Source organism: Streptomyces sp. NPDC050732 (genome assembly GCF_040654255.1).
In the GTDB taxonomy this organism is placed as follows: domain Bacteria; phylum Actinomycetota; class Actinomycetes; order Streptomycetales; family Streptomycetaceae; genus Streptomyces.
In genome coordinates this window covers 14002-30310 of record NZ_JBFAHP010000031.1, presented here as the reverse complement: position 1 = coordinate 30310, position 16309 = coordinate 14002, and the positions used below count along the sequence as shown (strand labels likewise).

Genomic DNA, 16309 nt, shown 5'->3' with positions numbered 1-16309 from the left:
GGCAGCGGTGGGGGCGTCACTCACTGGCCGCAGTGTGGGCACCGCATACTGGGGCGCCCTCGCGTCTGCACCGTCACGCCCTGAGCACGCAGGCGCTTGACCTGGTAGTGGGCCGACGAGGCGGAAGACAGGCCGGCCGCCTGGGCGAGCTCCTTCAGGGAGGGAGCTTCGCCGTGCTCGGCGACCCAGGCTCGCGCACTGCGCATGATGCGGGTCTGACGCTCGGTGAGGTTCACGGCCGAGTCCTGTTGCGCCCGAGTTCCTTGAGGGCGACTCGGGCGGCCGGTGTTCCCGCCGAGGTCTGCCAGTACGGATGAGCCGCGATCAGTCGGGAGAGATGCAGCAGCTGCCTCCGGTGCGCGGCCGCACCATCGGCCGCTTCGGCGGCCAGGCGCCCGTACGTGACATACCAAGCTGTCTGGGCCTCCAGGAGGTCCGGGGGGAAGGTGTTGCGGTCCATGCCGTGATTAGAGCGCATGTTCGATTTTCGGGGCAACTGACGACGCGTTGCGCCAGACGTTGAGCTCGTGCCATCCAAGGTTGATCGATGCGCCCACTACAGGAGCAGCAAGATCAACCACATGATCGAGGCAAAGATCGGTAGTGCGTAGACGATGAGAGGCATGTGGCTGAGGCCAGGAGAGCGGCTCGCCAGGCGCGACTCTCTGAACTCTGGTAGTCGTTCTTCGGCCCGGCCCTGAACGGCCTTTGTGTACCGGAAGTGGCGGTGGCCGGCATAGAGCCACGACAACGTCAGCACAATCCCGAAAGCAGCAATGACTCGGGCTGCAGTGAGACTCGGGGATCCTGCCGACCCGTCGCCGGTACTTGCGGACATCACGGTGGCGTAGGCCACGACTTGGAGCGACTGGGCCAGTAGGAAGAGGTTGCCTCGTTGGAACAGCATGCCGTCTTCGTGCATCCCGTGCTGCCACAAACGTTCGTCCTGGGCGCGGCGCTGAGCCGTTGGTTCCTCTTCCGGGGTTGCCATGGATTGGGTATTCCCCCCACAAACGGAAGCATCCGAGCCAGTTGGCGCATCTGCCAGGTGCAGAGGCGCTGAAGCCTCGTTGACTCGCGCTTAAGGCTCGATGGCGCTGGACAGCGGAGAGTGATCACTGGTGACGCTCGGGAGTTCCTGCCGTGATGTCTACGATCGAACTCGTGAGCGAGAATGCTGCAGGGCTGGCTCTGGACACCATCAGCGCGATCGTCGAGAAGAAGATCCTCACGGACAAGATCAGGATCTTCAGGGCGGGCGAACCGGTCTTCAACCCCGACACCGGCCAGTACGAACCAGGTCCTCCCGTCACTGTCTACGAGGGACCGGGTGCAGTCTTTCCGGCCAGCGGGCCATCCATGGTCCTTCACCTTGCCGGGCAGCCGTACGTGAACGACACCCCGTCGCGGTACCGACTGCTGACCCCGCTGTCCGCGCCAGTGGCCTCCCGGGAAGACAAGGTCGCGGTGCTGGAGTCCGAGGACGAGTCGGCCACGGGGCGCACCTGGCGTGTCCTCGATCTCGGTGAGACCTCCACTCTCCTGATCGTGCGCACCACATGGGTGGACCAGGACACGCAGACGACGGGAAGTGCGAAGTGACGACGGCGATCGATCCGGAGGAAGTACGGAAGCAACTGGAGGCCAAGCTTCTCCTGGACGCCGTACGCATCACCCGCCCGACCGGCACTCCGACGCTGGATCCGGGCACAGGGCTGCTTGGTGACATCCCTGTGGAGCTGATCTATGAAGGGCCCGGTGCGCTCCTGTCGGGGCACGGGCAGGTCACCGCGGAAGGCATCGTCGGTCGGCAATGGCTGGACGACACGGTGTCCTGGTACCGACTTCTCACGCCGCTCGGAGCTCCTGTTCCGGCTCGTTACGACCGGGTGGAAGTGACGGTGGCCCACTCGGGGAGCGCGGCGACGAGCGGGCGCGTGTGGCAGGTTCTCGACCCGGCGGAGGCCTCGACGGTGGAGTTGGTGCGGGTGACGCGGCTGGACGAGATTACGCCTCCGTCCTGAGACGAATCGGGGTTTCCGAGAGTCGTCCTACGCTCGATGCATGGAGATCACTGATGCTCCGGCCGCCGATATCCGGCAGGTCAGGATTACAGCAGAGGGCGGAAGAGCCGTACTTCGGGTCGACGGGGTGGACCACTCGCGCGCTGTCTCCGCCTACACCATCCGCCAACTGGCGGGAGAGCCAGCGGAGGTGGTCCTTCAGCTGGCGCGTGGACGGGCCGATGCCGCGTTCGAGGGGTACGCGCGGGTCGCAGTCGGTGTCCCCTACGAGCCTGGGGATGCTGCCGCACAGTTCCTGTCGGCCATCGATGCGCGACTCCTGGAGAAGTCGGCGCTCGCTCGGCCGGACCTTGACGGTGGCGAGCACGGCTTCACCAAAGCGGTCTTGGCGCAGCTGGGGGAGTGGGCTCGGGGCGAGTTCAGCGAAGCTCAGGAGGTCGGCTGATGTCGCCATCAGGACGCGGGCACCGAGGCGTCGGCGCTTCCTCGAATGCCGCACAGATCGCGGCCCAGCTCAATGCCCGTGCCGCAGCGGCATTGCCCACCGCTGCGGGGGTGGTGCAGCACCACGCCATGCTGTTGGAGACCAGAATCAAGGCCCACGCCAGCGGCCGTCCCGGCCCGAACGCGCCGACAGGTGACTACCGGCGCTCCTGGACTCACGAGATCACCACGTCCGGTGTGTCCGTCGAGGCGGTAATTGGGACGAACAAGCCTCAGGCGCGGCGTCTCGAGTACGGCTTCGTGGGGGCTGACAGCCTCGGCCGGATCTACAACCAGCCCCCGTTCCCTCATGTGGGACCGGCTGTTGAGGAGATTCGCCCCGTCTTCCTGTCGGCTCTTGGCGCGGCGTTGGGTGACTGATGGCAGTATCGGGACGCATCATCAGCCTTGCTGTCCAGTCCATGCTCAGCAGTGCGACGGGACGATCCTGCGGGTACGGATCGGCGCCCACAGCCAGTAGCACTCCGACCGGCGCGGGGGTGCCGTACAGCGTGCTGTATCCAGTCGGTTCTACCTCGGACGGGCCGCCGTTCGGGGACGCCAGTGCCGACGCCCGGATCGTCTATCAGGTGACGTCGGTTGCGACGACGGCCGAGCAAGTCGAGTGGATGGCGGACAAGGTCCGTGTCGGGATGCTTGCCCAGACCGCACGCGGCTACGTTCATCCGATCACTCCTTCCGGCTACGTGGTCATGTCCCGCGAGCTGGACAAGGAGGAAGGCGTGACTGCTGCGAGCGGCGTATACAGTTACATTCAGCGGTTCGCGATCGAGGTCACCACCCTCGTCGCGTGACAGCACAACCTCACCGCGGAGGCCCATCGCGGACGCCCGGCCACTCGGCACGGGCCGACTCCCAGCTTGTTTCGTTGGGGACGGGCCTGCCGTGTACCGGGGCCGGTCCGGGCCCCGGAGAGTGAGAGTCGCGTGGCTACCACGCAGCAACGCTTCATGCGCCGAGGGACCACCCTCTTCTACTTCCTTCAGAAGATCGAAGCCGACAACAACGTGCCCACGCGCGCGGAGTTGGCCGCAGGAAACGCCACCGACCTGTCGAGCACGATCTCCGACGTCGAAGGTTGGTCGCTGGAAAACACCCCGATCGATACCCCCGACATGGGCAGCACCTTCGCCACGTCGATCCCCGGCGAGGACAAGGCCGACAACTCGTCGCTGACCTTCTACGAGGACAAGGTCACCGACACCGTAGAGACCCTCCTGTTCAAGGGCGTTGTCGGGTTCGTCGTCATCCTGCGCAAGGGTGACGTCCCGGGCTCGAAGTCCCTCGACGTCTTCCCCGTCCGTGTGGGTAGCCGAAGCCCCTCGTACAGCACGGGTTCAGAGCCCGCCAAGTTCAAGGTCACCTTCGGCATCACCGAGGAGCCCACGCTCGACGCCCCCGTCCCGGCCAAGAGCACCGGAACTGGCGGCACCACGTGACCGCGGCGGTAGCTGGGCCGCCTGCGGCTGCTGTCGCCCGCGACCCCCACTGGTCGGCGAAGATGGCCCGGCTGAAGGCGCGGAAGCTGCCGGAACGCGCACTGAGGCTGTGTGACGACGACGAGGCGAAGAAGAACGCCACCGACGCCGCCCTGGAGCTGGCGAAGGCTCGCACGACCGCCCGCTCGGCGTCTGTCGAACAAGGTGTTGTCGAGGCCGAACGCGAGCAGTGGGTCATTTCCCAGCCCGAAGTCGTTGCCGCGCAGCTCAAGCTCGATGACGCCGAACGCGCACTGGCGGACGTCACCCTCGTGCTCACCTTCCGCGCGTTGCCCCGGCCGGCCTGGGAGCAGCTGCTGCGCGACCATCCGCCCACCGAAGCCCAGGCCGACCAGGGCATGGAATACAACATCGAGACCTACCCAGCGGCGCTGATCTCGGCCTGCCACATCGAGCGGGACCAGGACGGCGTCGAGGTCCCAGGCATGACGGAGCGCGACGCGCAGGAACTCCTCGACGCCTGGCCGGACAGCGAGGCCAAGGCCCTGTTCACCTGCGCGCTCCTGGTCAACCAGACGCTGAGGGCCGACCTGGGAAAAGGCTGATCTCCGACGCGGGATTCCGGGCGGAGATGGAGGTCTGCGCCTCGTATGGCATTCCGCATTCGCAGTTCACCGGCTCCGGGCAAGGCAGGTGGACGGCGCTCGACCGTGCGAAGGCCATCGCCTACCTCGCCTACTCGCGGTCGGTCTGTGACTCGTGCGGCACCCGGTCCGACGAATGGGACGAGAGTGCAGGTGGTGATCGGTTCGCGTACGTCACCGAGACGCATCGGTGCCTCGGCTGCGAGCTGATCGCCATGGAGCAAGAACAGGTTCCTGAGGGACCTGAAGGGCGTGGGGTCAAGGTTGGGCTGCGGCCCAGGAAGAAGGCATGACCGGTGGCCGGGGCCTACTCCCTTTACGTTTCGATTCACGCTGGCGTGTCAGGCCTGGTGGGTGGTCTTCGGACGGCGGCAGGCCACGTGACCGCATTCGGCGGTCACGTGCGCCGTCTGGACGGTGACCTCAACCAGCTGGCCGCCCGATCGGACCAGACGCGACGGGCCATGGTCACTGGCTTCACCGTGATGGGCGCAGCTCTGGGTGGCGCGTTCCTGATCGGTGTGAAGAACGCCATCGAGCTCGAAAAGCGGATGGCGAACGTGATGACGATCTCCAAGGAGATCAACAACGCCAACATCCAGCAGTTCACTGACCAGATCGTCGAGCTGAGCACACAGCTGCCACAGACCGCCGATCAGCTCGCCGAGGGCCTGTACCAGGTCGTCTCGACCGGCTTCGACGGCTCCGACGCGATGACGATCCTGCGGGTCGCTGCGCGCGGCGCCGCAGCCGGCCTGACCACGACAGAAACGTCCGCCCGCGCCCTCTTGGGCGTCCTCAAGGCGTACGGCATGGACGCCTCCCACGCCGCTGACGTCATGGACGTCATGTTCCAGACCGTCAATTACGGCGTTGTGTCCTTCGACGAGCTGGCCCAGCAGCTCGGCGACGTCATACCCATGGCCTCCGCGGCGGGGGTGGAATTCGACGACATCAGCTCGGCGCTGGCGGCGGTCACGCTGACCGGTATCCCCGCGGCAGAGGCCGTGACCGCGCTCAACATGCTGATGACGCGGATGATGAAGCCCACCCGCGAGCTCAACGACATGATCAAGGGCTTCGGTTACGAGTCCGCAGCTGCTGCTCTTGAGCAGGACGGCCTGTACGTCGTCATGCAGAAGGTCCGTGATGCCACCGGTGGCAGCGCCGACAAGCTGGTCCCTCTGCTGAAGGACATCCGCGCGGTGCGAGCCGCCTTGGCGCTGTCCGCCGCCGACGGGGCGAACTACGCGGCCACCTACAAGGGCATCAGCGTCGAGGTCGAGAGAGCGGGCGCGACACAGAGGGCGTACGCGATCCAGATGGACACCACGGCAGGGCAGTGGAGTCTCTTCCGCAACCAGGCGCAGGCTCTCGGTATTGACATGGCCCGTGCCTTGCTCCCCGCTCTGCAGAGCATCGGCGAGGCCGCGAATGTCGTGGCCGGAGCGATCAACGACCTGCCTGGCCCGGTGAAGTCCCTGATCGGTGTCCTGGTCACCTTGTCGGCGGTCGCTCTCTTGGGCAAGGCCGCGTTCCTGCGGTTCTCGGCTCAGCTGGCCGCATTCCGCACCCAGCTCGCCGCCGCGCGCGCCGGCGGCTCCATGCTCCCGGCCGTGCTCAGCGGCACCGGGATTGCCGTTGCGGGCCTCACCACGCTGCTGGCGGTGGGCGTCGGCGCCTACGCGATGTACTCGGCCAGCAAGCAGAAGGCGAAGGCCGCGACGGAAGAACTCGTAGGTGCCCTCCGCAAGGAACGGGAGGAAGGCGAGCAGGGGGCGGGCCTGCGCATCTTCACTGAGCAGCTGACCAACGGCGACGACGTGAAGAAGCTCAAGGACGCCGGTGTCGATGTGAACACCGCCATCGACGCCATCACGTCCGGCGGCAAGAAGCTACAAACCCTCAAGGACGAGCTGGCGTCCAAGAAGGCCGCCTCGTGGGAGGTCGTTGGCGGCACCTACACCTACGACATCGACTTCGACCGGGCCAAGGACGTGCTGGACAAGCAGCACAAGATCTGGTCGAACGCGGTGAAGAAGGAGAACGAACTCGCGGCCAACATGGCCATCGTCAACAACAAGATCAAGGCGAATCGGCGGGAAGCAGCCGGGGCCTGGGACATCACCCAGTCACTGCCGACGGACAAGAACGGCGCACCGCAGTTCACCGAGCAGATGGAGGCGATGGCCAAGACTCTGGAGTCGATCGTCGACCCGGCGAAGGCGTGGAAGGCCGCACAGGACAATGTCGCGGCAGCCAACCGGAAGGCCGGACGGTCCGCCGACGCCTCCAAGGCATCGCTCGTCGACTACGTGAAGGAGCTCCGCAAGCAGCTCAAGGCGCAGCGCGACTTCCAGCACAACCTTGGCATGCTGGCGGCCGAAGGACGACTGGACCTTGCCGACCACTTCTCCAAACTCGGGCCGGACTCGGCGCCGATCCTCGACGAGCTGGTGAAACAGCTCCACAACGGCAAGGGCAGAGTCGCAGACGAGCTGGAGTCGATCATCCAGGAGTCGGCCTCCCGATCCACCCCCGCCTTCCGCGCCGGCCTGGAGCAACTTCCCGCGATCTCCGCGAAGTACGGGCGAAAGGTCGCAGAGGCGTGGTCTGACGCGGCGGCGACCAACGACCCGGGCAAGCTCGCGCGGGTCATGCAGGACATGACGGTCACCGACATGTCCAAGGCCGCCAAGAAGCTCCCCAAAGCCGCCGCAGTGCAAATGGAGAAGGGCATGAAGCTCCTCTCCGATGTGGCCGCGAAGCACGGCAAAGAGGTGTCCGCGTCCCTCGCGCAGTCCTTCTTGAAGGGCGACGTCGAGGAGATCCGCACCCAGCTCGGCTACCTGTACGGGGCGGACATGCCGATCAGCGCCCCTGACCTGACGGCTGTGGTGGGCGCCTTCAGGTCGGCTGGCTCGCAGTCGAACGCCGAGTGGTCCGGCATGCTCAGCCTGATTGTCGCCGTGTCCCAGCAGAAGGGAACCGCGGCGGCCGCCGCACTGACCAGCGCCCTGCTGTCAGGCGACATGGCGGCCGTGCAAACGCAGCTCGACGGAATCGGCATGTCCGTGAGCAGGATCCCCGGCAGCAAGACCATCACGCTCAGCGTCAACCGGCCTGCCGCAATCCACATCCCGATCATCGGCAAGGCCACGCCCACCTCGTGGGACCGCGACGCCAACTTCGTCCCGGACTCCATCCAGGCCCGAAAGCATGCCAACGGCGGAGTGGTCGACTATTACGCCGACGGCGGGGTCCGGCAGCGCGAGAACCATGTCGCGCAGATCGCCCGAGCGGGCACCTGGAGGGTGTGGGCGGAGGAATCCACCGGTGGCGAGGCTTACATCCCGCTCGCCCACAGCAAACGCCGCCGCTCCCGCGCGATCGCCGAGGAGACCGTGCGGCGCTTGGGCGGCAAGGGTGTCCAGTGGTACGCCGAAGGCGGCCTGTCCGGATGGTCCTACTCGCCTTCCGGGCGCGCGGAACTGGCCGATGTCTCCTCGATCCACTCGGACTCCATGCGGAAGGTGAAGCGAGGCAGGGGCAAGAACCGTAAGGATGTCGAGATCTTCGACCTCCGGCTCTTCGAAAAGAACCTGGACCGGGCGGCCCGCCAGGCCGCGCGATGGCGCAAGGACCTTGCGACGGTCGCCAGACGTGCAGGCCAGGATGTCGCCGACGCCCTGGAGGCCATGGGTGAGGACGGTGTCCAGCTCACTCGCAAGATGGCCACCGGGTCGAGCAAGTACATCAAGTCGATGACCAAGGATCTGGAGAAGCTGGGCGCGATCGCGAAGGCCAGTCTCAGCGACTTCACTCGGCAGCTCGGCATAGCGGTCAAGGATCAGAGCGCCTTCGAGAAGAACCTCTCGAAGCTCACCGCGATGGGCTTCGGTGACCTGGCGGAGATGCTCGCCGACCAGGCGGACGAGGACGCGGAAGATGTGGCGGCCGAGGCCGTCAAGTCCAAGTCGAAGGCCCGGAAGGCGAACAAGGCCGCGAAGGCAGCAGGCAAGGCGATCCCCGACGACGACCTGCCGGACCTCGTGGCCATCATCCGGGCGATCAAGAGCAGCAAGACCGGCATCCACGACGTCGCCGAGTCCACCGAACTGGACGAGGACCGCATCATCGAAGTCGCGACCCTGGGGCGAGGACGCATCAAGGGGGCGCTCGGCACCAAGGCCGGCCGCTTCCTGAAGGACCTCGACAAGGCATCCAAGGGCCTCGCCTACCTCAACGGCGGCATCCTCACTCCCGGCATCTACGCCACCAGCAACGGCCTGGTGAAGTTCGCCGAGCCCCAGACGCAAGGAGAGGCGTTCATCCCCCTGGGCGGGGCGCAACGCAACTCGGCGACCGCGGTCCTGCGCGACGTCGCCACACGCTTCGGCTACGAGCTGACCCGAACCGGGGTCAGTGGCCCGATGCGCCTGATCGACGCCCGCCCTACTGGGGGCACCCAAGTCGTCGTCGTGCGCGAGCGGCCCGCCGCGCTCGTCGGCTCGATGCCCGTCACCGTGAACGGAAACGCCGACCACTCGGCCGCCGACAGAGTCGGCGTGGAAGTCATGCGCCGCCTCCGCAACGCCCAGCGGGGAGGCCGTATCTGATGGCCACCGCGATCGCCATCAACTTCGCCGGCGTCCCCATGGGGCCTGGAACCCCGTACCTCATTTCGGAGATCAGCGGCCTTGGCACTCCCGAACTCCGCACTCAAGACGTCGAACTCGCCAGCGACGACGGAGCATTCCCAGGCGCTGACTACTACCAGCCGAGAATTGTGACGATCGAGGCAGGCATCAGGACACCGGGAGACCCGGCCGCGGCCACTGATGCCTTGGCCGAACTGCACCGTGCCGCAGCAACCCCGTCAATCCGTCGCGACGCGGGGGACCTGGCGGTGCTGCGCGTGCGGTGGCCGGGCCGGGACAGCACCCGTCGGCTGTACGGACGGGTGCGCAGGGTGGAGACCGCCACCATGAGCAAGGTCAACTTCGGGTGGATCCCGATCACGCTGGAGTTCGCCGCGACCGACCCCCGCTGGCACGGGGAGCCGGAGAAGACCCTTTCCCTGCCGTTGTCGATCTCGACCGAGCGCGTCGGCTTCACGGCCCCCCTCGTTGCGCCGATCACCACCGGCGTGGTGGAACCCGAGCGGCGCAATGGGTGGGCGGTCAACGACGGTGACCTTCCTGCCTGGCCTTCGCTGACGATCCAGGGACCCGTGAGCAACCCACGCATCGACTGTGAGGCAACCGGCCGCACTATCGCCCTCGACTACTCGATCAAGAGGGACGAGACGCTGCGCATCGAGACCCGGCCAGGGACCCGGTGGGTCCTGCACGACGGCGCGAACGCCAGCTTCGCCCTCACCCGCACGTCACGACTGGACCGTTTCACGCTCCCCGACGGCTGGTCGCGCATGTCCTGGACCGGCAGCGACTACACGAACGCCACCCGTCTGACCGTCGCCTGGCGCGACGCCTACACCGCCCTTTAGGAGAAGCACGGCAATGGCTCTCATCCAGCCGCCCCTGATGGTCAACGGGGCCACCCACTCAGCACGCGTGATGCGCATGATGGCCCGCAACCTGGCCCGCGCCTCACAAGGCGTTGTCGAGGGCGACGATCTGCGGGTGCGGCAACTGGTCACGCCTGGCGACGGTGTGCGTGTGGGGGACGGCGCCGCGATCATCACCGGCGCCACTTCCAGGTCCCAGGGCTCCTACACCCTGTTCAACGTCGGCGACACCACTGTGCCCATCGCGCCCACCGGCAGCAACGCACGCACCGATCTGGTCATCCTGCGGGTGGAGGACCCGGAGTACGAGGGAACTCTGGACCCGATGATCGACGCGATCGGCCACTACGAGGTGGTGTCCGGAGTGTCCTCCACCGAGACCTCCGCTCCGTCCGGCCATACGGCGATCCCGCTGGCCCGCATCAGCCTCCCGCCGAATACGGCCACCGTCACCGACAGCATGATCACCGATCTGCGTCGCATAGCCAACGCTCGCAGAGACCGACGGCTGCACACCTCCTTCCCGTCGGCGCTGTCCAAGCTGACCTACCAGGACGGAAAGTGGCACAAGTGGCCCACCGCCGCCTCCTGGCAGATACCGATTCCCCCGTGGGCGACATCGGCGAAGGCGATCGTCACGATCGCCGGACTGCGCATGTTCGACAACGACATCTGGGCCAAGATGCAGATCGTCATCGGTGACGACCGCGGCCAAGACACCCTCATCGACGACAACCAGGGCACCCCGGTCCGCCGCCAGACCGTCGTCATCGCCGACAACATCAGCATCTCGCCAGGCCAGCGCGGCACCACACAGACGCTGTACCTGCAGACCTACATGTACAAGCAGGAGACCGGGAACCTGTCGGTCGACGCCGGCACGTCGATCATCCTGGACATCGAGTTCAGCGAAGGCCTGCGCTGATGGCCTACCGCTACATCACCGCGCGGGCACTGACGGGCGACGTGCTCGCCTGGGATCTGCCGATGAGCGGCGTGGAGTTCGGCCCCTCTCTGTCGGCCGCGGGCTCGTTCTCCGGCTCGGTCGCAGCGCGGCTGGCCACCCTCGTACGAACCCAGGTCGATGCGGGAGACACCTGGCTCTACGTGGAGCGCGACGGGCGCCTGATGTGGGGAGGCCTCGTCTGGCGGGCGACCCCGGAAGGCTCCGAACTCCAGGTGGAGGCTGCCGGGCCGGGCTCCTACCCGCACCGCCGTCACGATCTGCACGGCAACCTGGGCGGCCGCGGCCCTTACGTCAACGCCGACCCCTGCCGCGTCATCCGCGACGTATGGGCGTACCTCCAGGAGCAGCCCGACGGCGACCTCGGCGTGGTCGTGGACGACACCACCTCCAAGGCCAAGATCGGCACCCCCGCGGACCGCTACAGCATCGACTGGTGGGAAGCGCCAGTGCTCGGCGACATCATCGAGGACATGGTCCAGGTCGAAGGCGGCCCGGAATGGACCGAAGCCGTGTCATGGGCCGGGAACAGGCCCCGTCACCGCATCCGAATCGGCTGGCCCCGCCTCGGCACCAGGCGCAGGGATCTCGCCTTCACCACCGGTGTCAACATCATCGAAAGCGTCTCCGTGGAGTACGACGCCGACGAAGCCGCCCAGGTCGTCATCGGGCTCGGCGCGGGGGAGGGCCGCAACCGGCGGCGGGCCATCAACGCAGTACGCAACGGCCGCCTGCGCCTGGAGCACGTACTCGAGGTGAGTTCGGAAAAGGGCAAGGACCGGCTCGCCGCGCGGGCCCGCACCGAACGCATCGCACGACAGGTGACCGGCGAGGTCACAGAGATCACGGTGCGCGACCATCCCGCCGCACCGATCGGATCATGGCAGATCGGCGACGAGGTGCGTGTGCGCGTGCACGACGAGTGGGCCGACTACGACATGTGGTCGCGGATCGTCTCCTACCAGATCCGCCCCGGCGCGGACGAAAGCGAGCGTGCCGTAATCCAGCTCCGGCGCGCCGACCGCTTCACCTACGGAGGCGCCGCATGAGCAGGGAGATCGCCAACCTGGCCGCCAGAGTCGCCGCACTGGAACGGAAGCTCGCCCGCACGTCCCGAACAGCCAAGCTGGCCTACTCGTCGATCGAGGACGGGGCCGTCGAGGTGCACAACCGCGACGGCGTCCTCACGGGCATCGTCGGCGTGCAACCGGACGGAACGACCGGCATCACCGCGGTGAACGGGACACCCCCGCCCAGACCGAGCCCGCCCCTCGTCGAAGCAGGTCTGGCCGCCATCAAGGTCACCTGGGACGGGGCCTTCACCGACGCGGCGTCGGCACCCTTGGACCTGTCCCGCGTCCAGGTCCACGTGCTGCCCGACGCGGCGGCCGCCCCGGACGTCCGCAATCCCACCGCCACGATCGAGGCCGCATCAGGTGCTGCCGTAACGATCGGAGTCAGCGCGTACGAGACCGTGTGGGTGCGCCTCATCGCCCTGAACACCTCCGGCATCCCCGGTAGCCCCTCCGCAGCGAGCGCAGTCGTCCCCCGCCGGACCGGACATAGCGACATTGCCGGTGGTGCCGTTCAACTGCCGCACCTCTCGGGCGCCTTGGCTGACTCCGTCGCCCAAGGCTTCGCCGATGCGTCGTTCGGTTCGACCAGCTGGTTCGTCACCGGTCTCGGTTCCAACGCCTCATGGACTGTAGTCGCATCTGCCGAGGCCCAAAGTGGGGGAACCGTAGGGCAGGCCACGGGCGCCGTCTCCCTCGGCGGACGCGTGCGCATCCCCTACGAGCCGTCGACGCTGTACCGCGTGTCCGTACGCGTGCGTACGACAGCCCAAGCCGATCCCGCCACGCCCGACACCGTGTACCTGGGCTTGCTGGGCTACGCCGGCGACGGCTCCACCCCGGTCAACCGCAACGGTGAACCGTCTCTGCTGACGCAGAACTACTGCGCGGCCGCGGGCGCCGGCGTCGCTGCCTCAGCGGGATGGACGACGTACACCGGATACGTGCGCGGCCGGGCCGACGTCGGCACGGGAGGGCCGAACCGGGACCTGAGGTCCCCCGGGACCATGCACAACAACGTGCGGTTCATCAGCCCGTACGTGCGCCTCAACTACGGCAACAGCACCGGGACGATGCAGGTTGACTGGGTGTCAGTGACTGCGGTCCAGACAGGGCTGGTCACGGTCGACCATCTGGCCGCAGGCTCCGTCCGAGCTGAGCATCTCGACGCTGACGCCATCAACGGCAAGACCGTCACCGGCGCCATCGTGCAGACAGCAAGCACCGGTCGGCGCCTGGTCCTGAATCCGGCGACGCGCAACGGTCAACCCGCTTTGGAGATGCACTCCGGCTCCCAGGCAGAGGTTGCACCGGGACGTGTCAGGTCGGACGTCCTCAACATGGGTTCTTGGCTCCAACCGGAAATCACCGTTGAATCTCCGCTCGTCGGTGGCTCACGTGCTGATATCACGCTCAGGTCGCCCGAAGTGGACGGCCAGGGACGGGTCAGGATCGAGCCGTCCGACCAGCTCGACGGGCATGCGCACATCACCGTGCAGAACGGTGGCCCCAACGGGGATTCAGAGATCACGCTGTACGGCGCACGAGGCAGTAGAGCGGGCCGAGGTTTCCATTCCATCATCGTCAAAGGGAGTGGCATCACCGTTCATGGCGGGGCACGCCAAATGCGTTTCAGGGAGGGCGTGTTAACCGCTCCCAACATCGTCACGGGCACTGCTTCGGTCACGCCGACCGCGAACGTTCCCACGTCGGTGACTGTCAGCGGTCTCGATGTCGCTGGTACCGATCACCGAGGCTTCGTCACTGCGACATCTTCGGTCCCGGGCACAGTGGACGAGTGCACTGTCACCAACGTAAGCGAGTCGGGTCTGACGGTGTGGGTGAAGCGCAGCAACAGCACAGCAACCGCCATCGCCTACCTCATCATCGGGAGCTGAAGTCTTGACGCACTCCGTCGAACCGGCCGACTGGCCCTCTGCGGTCCTGACAGCGGTTTGCCGGACTCCGGGTTGTCCGGCAGAGGGCATCCCCTATCAGGGGCTGTACTACGAGAACCAAGAGCCGCCCGTCTACCGGGGGCAATGTGGGCGATGCAATCACCCCATTGAGGACCTGCACTGACGCTGGAATCCTCCGCCTCTGGCTGCCACTAAGTGGACTGCATCGCGCCGTTATTGCCGTATGAGGCCGCCCTATTGCGGTACGGAGGTGAGGCACTCTACTGTCCTCTTCGGAAACTACTGTCGGACGGAAAGTACTCACCCGGGAGGGAATGTGGCACACCGCTTACTGGCAGGCGCAGCCGCTACAGTCATCGCCGTCGGGACCCTGGCCATAGCGCCAACGGCCACAGCTGCAACACCTGCCCCACTCAATGACTGTAGTCATTCTTGGCGCAATGCTAGTGCAGATTCGGGAACGATTACTGCTACCGGCGTCAATATGCGTAAAGGTCCGCACATTATGTGCGACATAATCGGTGCCTTCAGTAACAGGAAAGTCTATGCGCACTGCTGGGATACCGGCAACACGGTGCATGGCAACCCCCACTGGTGGCACGTTCGAATCGCCGGAACGGATATTAACGGCTGGGTATCCGAGTATTACCTGTCGCACTCGATAACGCGAAATGCCAGCGAAAGGTGCTAATGCCGATCTTGACGTGTGAATGCACATGAGTTGCCCTAGCCGGCCTGCGGCAGATGTGCATTGACCGTTGCCTCTCGGCGTCACGCACTCGACCGCGGAACTTCTCCTGACTGGTGCGGTGGTGCTGGAAAGGGCCGTCAACCATTGGTTGGCGGCTCTACTCAGGCAGATTCGCGGCGGGTTGTTTGAACCCCTGCTGATCTCGTACACGCGCCTCGGTGGAGACTCGGGTTTTGAGCGTTGTCGCAAGCGCCTAAACTGAGGCACGGCGTGGGGCCACGATGGAGGACCTCCGTGACCGCGCCGAACCAAGACCCCACTCCTTGGGAGCTGCTGCGTGCCATGCAGCAGATGCGCGATGACCTGCGCTCCGACTTCGCTGAACTCGGCGCCCGGCTTGCAGAGATGGTTACGAAGATCCAGTACGACGCTGACCGCCGCGCAGACGAGATCCGGATCAAGAGCCTCGAAGATGACGTCGAGGGCCTGGGTCGTGCTTGGGAAACGGAGCGGGAGGCAGCCCGCGGTGCCCGCCGCCTGGCGCTCACCGCCCTCGTCGCCCCAGTGGTCGTCGGCGTCGTTGTCGCCATCCTCGTCAGCGTGCTCGAACTGTAGGCCAACACACCACGGCGCGGGGGAGAAGCAGGACGCGCCATGCCGGAGCTCTGGCTCCCCGGTGCCGAGCGACACCCGCTCGGCGACACCGCACCTACCGATAAGCAGTACGCGCCCCGCGTGATCTGGCACATCACCTGGGACAAGAACGGCACGGCGACCAAGCCCGCCGACCTCGTCCCCTTCGGCCAGCTCGTCCGGTACTTCACGGGCGGCGGCAGCGGGGCCGCTCCCCACCTCCTGTGGGACCCATTCACCGGACGGACCGCCCAGTTCTACCCAGCCAACAGCCGTTCCAAGTCGGTCGTCGACGCCGCTGGCGGCACCCGTACGAACCGGACCGGGAAGGTGTGCCTCCAGATCGAGACGCTGTTCTTCCCCTACTGCCGAGTGCGCGGGAAGACGTACGCGACCGTCCGGGACACCCCGGCCCAGGGGCTCGACAAGATCCTGGCCTGGGCCAGGAGTTGGGGAGTCCCCGACGTATGGCCGATGGGCACGCCCACCTGGAACGCGAACCGCAGCGAGCGCACGTGGGAGACGCGGGGCGGGCACTACGGTCACAGCCAGGTGCCCGAGAACCGGCATACCGACCCGGGCCCGATGCCTAGGTGGCCCGGCGGGACGGACCCGGGGCCCAAGCCGGGACCGCCGCCGTTCCCCGGCCGCAGTGCCTTCGGCCCCGGCAAGTCGAACGCCTCGATCCTCCTCCTGGGTCAGCAGCTCGTCCGGCGTGGGTTCGGCAAGCACTACCGCGTGGGCCCGACCCGCGATTGGGGCGAGGCCGACCGCCTGAACGTCAGGGACTTCCAGCTCGCACAGAAGTGGAGCGGGTCAGACGCCGACGGCCTCCCCGGCCCTCAGACCTGGGCCCGCCTCTTCGGCTGACCCACGATCCCATCAAGG

Annotated in this window: 17 protein-coding genes; 14 read left to right on the top strand and 3 right to left on the bottom strand. The window is 66.6% G+C overall.

Annotated features, from left to right (window positions below):
* Positions 1 to 20: 20 nt before the first annotated feature.
* From AB0H82_RS26135 to AB0H82_RS26125, 3 genes are all read right to left on the bottom strand, one after another.
* The gene (locus AB0H82_RS26135) at positions 21 to 236 is read right to left on the bottom strand and encodes a hypothetical protein (protein ID WP_362996730.1); all 216 of its coding nucleotides are present in this window, start codon (positions 234 to 236) and stop codon (positions 21 to 23) included.
* A complete protein-coding gene (locus AB0H82_RS26130) occupies positions 233 to 460 on the bottom strand; it encodes a hypothetical protein (RefSeq protein ID WP_362996728.1) in 228 nt (75 codons plus the stop codon). The genes AB0H82_RS26135 and AB0H82_RS26130 overlap by 4 nt, the downstream gene beginning before the upstream one ends.
* Before the next feature lie 96 nt (positions 461 to 556).
* Positions 557 to 991, bottom strand: a complete 435-nt coding sequence (locus tag AB0H82_RS26125; protein WP_362996726.1) for a hypothetical protein — start codon at positions 989 to 991, stop codon at positions 557 to 559.
* Positions 992 to 1164: 173 nt separating this feature from the next.
* On the opposite strand from AB0H82_RS26125, the gene AB0H82_RS26120 reads away from it, so the two are divergent.
* From AB0H82_RS26120 to AB0H82_RS26055, 14 genes are all read left to right on the top strand, one after another.
* Positions 1165 to 1602, top strand: a complete 438-nt coding sequence (locus AB0H82_RS26120) for a DUF6093 family protein (protein WP_362996724.1) — start codon at positions 1165 to 1167, stop codon at positions 1600 to 1602.
* Positions 1599 to 2024 (top strand): DUF6093 family protein, encoded by a 426-nt coding sequence (locus AB0H82_RS26115; RefSeq protein WP_362996722.1) that lies wholly within the window; start codon positions 1599 to 1601, stop codon positions 2022 to 2024. The genes AB0H82_RS26120 and AB0H82_RS26115 overlap by 4 nt, the downstream gene beginning before the upstream one ends.
* Positions 2025 to 2064: 40 nt before the next feature.
* A complete protein-coding gene (locus AB0H82_RS26110; protein WP_362996720.1) occupies positions 2065 to 2469 on the top strand; it encodes a hypothetical protein in 405 nt (134 codons plus the stop codon).
* Positions 2469 to 2888 carry an HK97 gp10 family phage protein gene (locus AB0H82_RS26105; protein WP_362996718.1) on the top strand — a complete coding sequence of 140 codons (420 nt, stop codon included), beginning with the start codon at positions 2469 to 2471 and terminating at the stop codon, positions 2886 to 2888. The genes AB0H82_RS26110 and AB0H82_RS26105 overlap by 1 nt, the downstream gene beginning before the upstream one ends.
* Before the next feature lie 119 nt (positions 2889 to 3007).
* Complete coding sequence (locus AB0H82_RS26100; protein WP_362996716.1) at positions 3008 to 3322, top strand: hypothetical protein; 315 nt, start codon at positions 3008 to 3010, stop codon at positions 3320 to 3322.
* A gap of 132 nt (positions 3323 to 3454) precedes the next feature.
* A complete protein-coding gene (locus AB0H82_RS26095) occupies positions 3455 to 3967 on the top strand; it encodes a hypothetical protein (protein ID WP_362996714.1) in 513 nt (170 codons plus the stop codon).
* 62 nt (positions 3968 to 4029) lie between these two features.
* Entirely contained in the window at positions 4030 to 4572 is a 543-nt protein-coding gene (locus tag AB0H82_RS26090) for a hypothetical protein (RefSeq protein ID WP_362996712.1), read from the top strand.
* A gap of 440 nt (positions 4573 to 5012) precedes the next feature.
* Entirely contained in the window at positions 5013 to 9230 is a 4218-nt protein-coding gene (locus tag AB0H82_RS26085; protein WP_362996710.1) for a phage tail tape measure protein, read from the top strand.
* Positions 9230 to 10120 carry a hypothetical protein gene (locus AB0H82_RS26080; RefSeq protein ID WP_362996708.1) on the top strand — a complete coding sequence of 297 codons (891 nt, stop codon included), beginning with the start codon at positions 9230 to 9232 and terminating at the stop codon, positions 10118 to 10120. The genes AB0H82_RS26085 and AB0H82_RS26080 overlap by 1 nt, the downstream gene beginning before the upstream one ends.
* A gap of 13 nt (positions 10121 to 10133) precedes the next feature.
* Positions 10134 to 11066 (top strand): hypothetical protein, encoded by a 933-nt coding sequence (locus AB0H82_RS26075; protein WP_362996706.1) that lies wholly within the window; start codon positions 10134 to 10136, stop codon positions 11064 to 11066.
* Positions 11066 to 12154, top strand: coding sequence for a hypothetical protein (locus tag AB0H82_RS26070; RefSeq protein ID WP_362996704.1), 1089 nt, complete (start codon positions 11066 to 11068; stop codon positions 12152 to 12154). Before AB0H82_RS26075 ends, AB0H82_RS26070 begins: the two co-directional genes overlap by 1 nt.
* A complete protein-coding gene (locus AB0H82_RS26065; RefSeq protein WP_362996702.1) occupies positions 12151 to 14076 on the top strand; it encodes a hypothetical protein in 1926 nt (641 codons plus the stop codon). Before AB0H82_RS26070 ends, AB0H82_RS26065 begins: the two co-directional genes overlap by 4 nt.
* A gap of 1006 nt (positions 14077 to 15082) precedes the next feature.
* Positions 15083 to 15403, top strand: coding sequence for a hypothetical protein (locus AB0H82_RS26060; protein WP_362996700.1), 321 nt, complete (start codon positions 15083 to 15085; stop codon positions 15401 to 15403).
* A gap of 39 nt (positions 15404 to 15442) precedes the next feature.
* Positions 15443 to 16291: a peptidoglycan-binding protein gene (locus tag AB0H82_RS26055; protein WP_362996698.1), complete on the top strand. Its 849-nt coding sequence runs from the start codon at positions 15443 to 15445 to the stop codon at positions 16289 to 16291.
* Positions 16292 to 16309 lie beyond the last annotated feature (18 nt).

Coding starts and splice junctions, on each gene's coding strand:
- AB0H82_RS26065 (WP_362996702.1), top strand. CDS start 12,151: ATGAGCAGGGAGATCGCCAACCTGGCCGCCAGAGTCGCCGCACTGGAA.
- AB0H82_RS26130 (WP_362996728.1), bottom strand. CDS start 460: ATGGACCGCAACACCTTCCCCCCGGACCTCCTGGAGGCCCAGACAGCT.
- AB0H82_RS26080 (WP_362996708.1), top strand. CDS start 9,230: ATGGCCACCGCGATCGCCATCAACTTCGCCGGCGTCCCCATGGGGCCT.
- AB0H82_RS26110 (WP_362996720.1), top strand. CDS start 2,065: ATGGAGATCACTGATGCTCCGGCCGCCGATATCCGGCAGGTCAGGATT.
- AB0H82_RS26075 (WP_362996706.1), top strand. CDS start 10,134: ATGGCTCTCATCCAGCCGCCCCTGATGGTCAACGGGGCCACCCACTCA.
- AB0H82_RS26105 (WP_362996718.1), top strand. CDS start 2,469: ATGTCGCCATCAGGACGCGGGCACCGAGGCGTCGGCGCTTCCTCGAAT.
- AB0H82_RS26055 (WP_362996698.1), top strand. CDS start 15,443: ATGCCGGAGCTCTGGCTCCCCGGTGCCGAGCGACACCCGCTCGGCGAC.
- AB0H82_RS26070 (WP_362996704.1), top strand. CDS start 11,066: ATGGCCTACCGCTACATCACCGCGCGGGCACTGACGGGCGACGTGCTC.
- AB0H82_RS26090 (WP_362996712.1), top strand. CDS start 4,030: ATGGCCCGGCTGAAGGCGCGGAAGCTGCCGGAACGCGCACTGAGGCTG.
- AB0H82_RS26125 (WP_362996726.1), bottom strand. CDS start 991: ATGGCAACCCCGGAAGAGGAACCAACGGCTCAGCGCCGCGCCCAGGAC.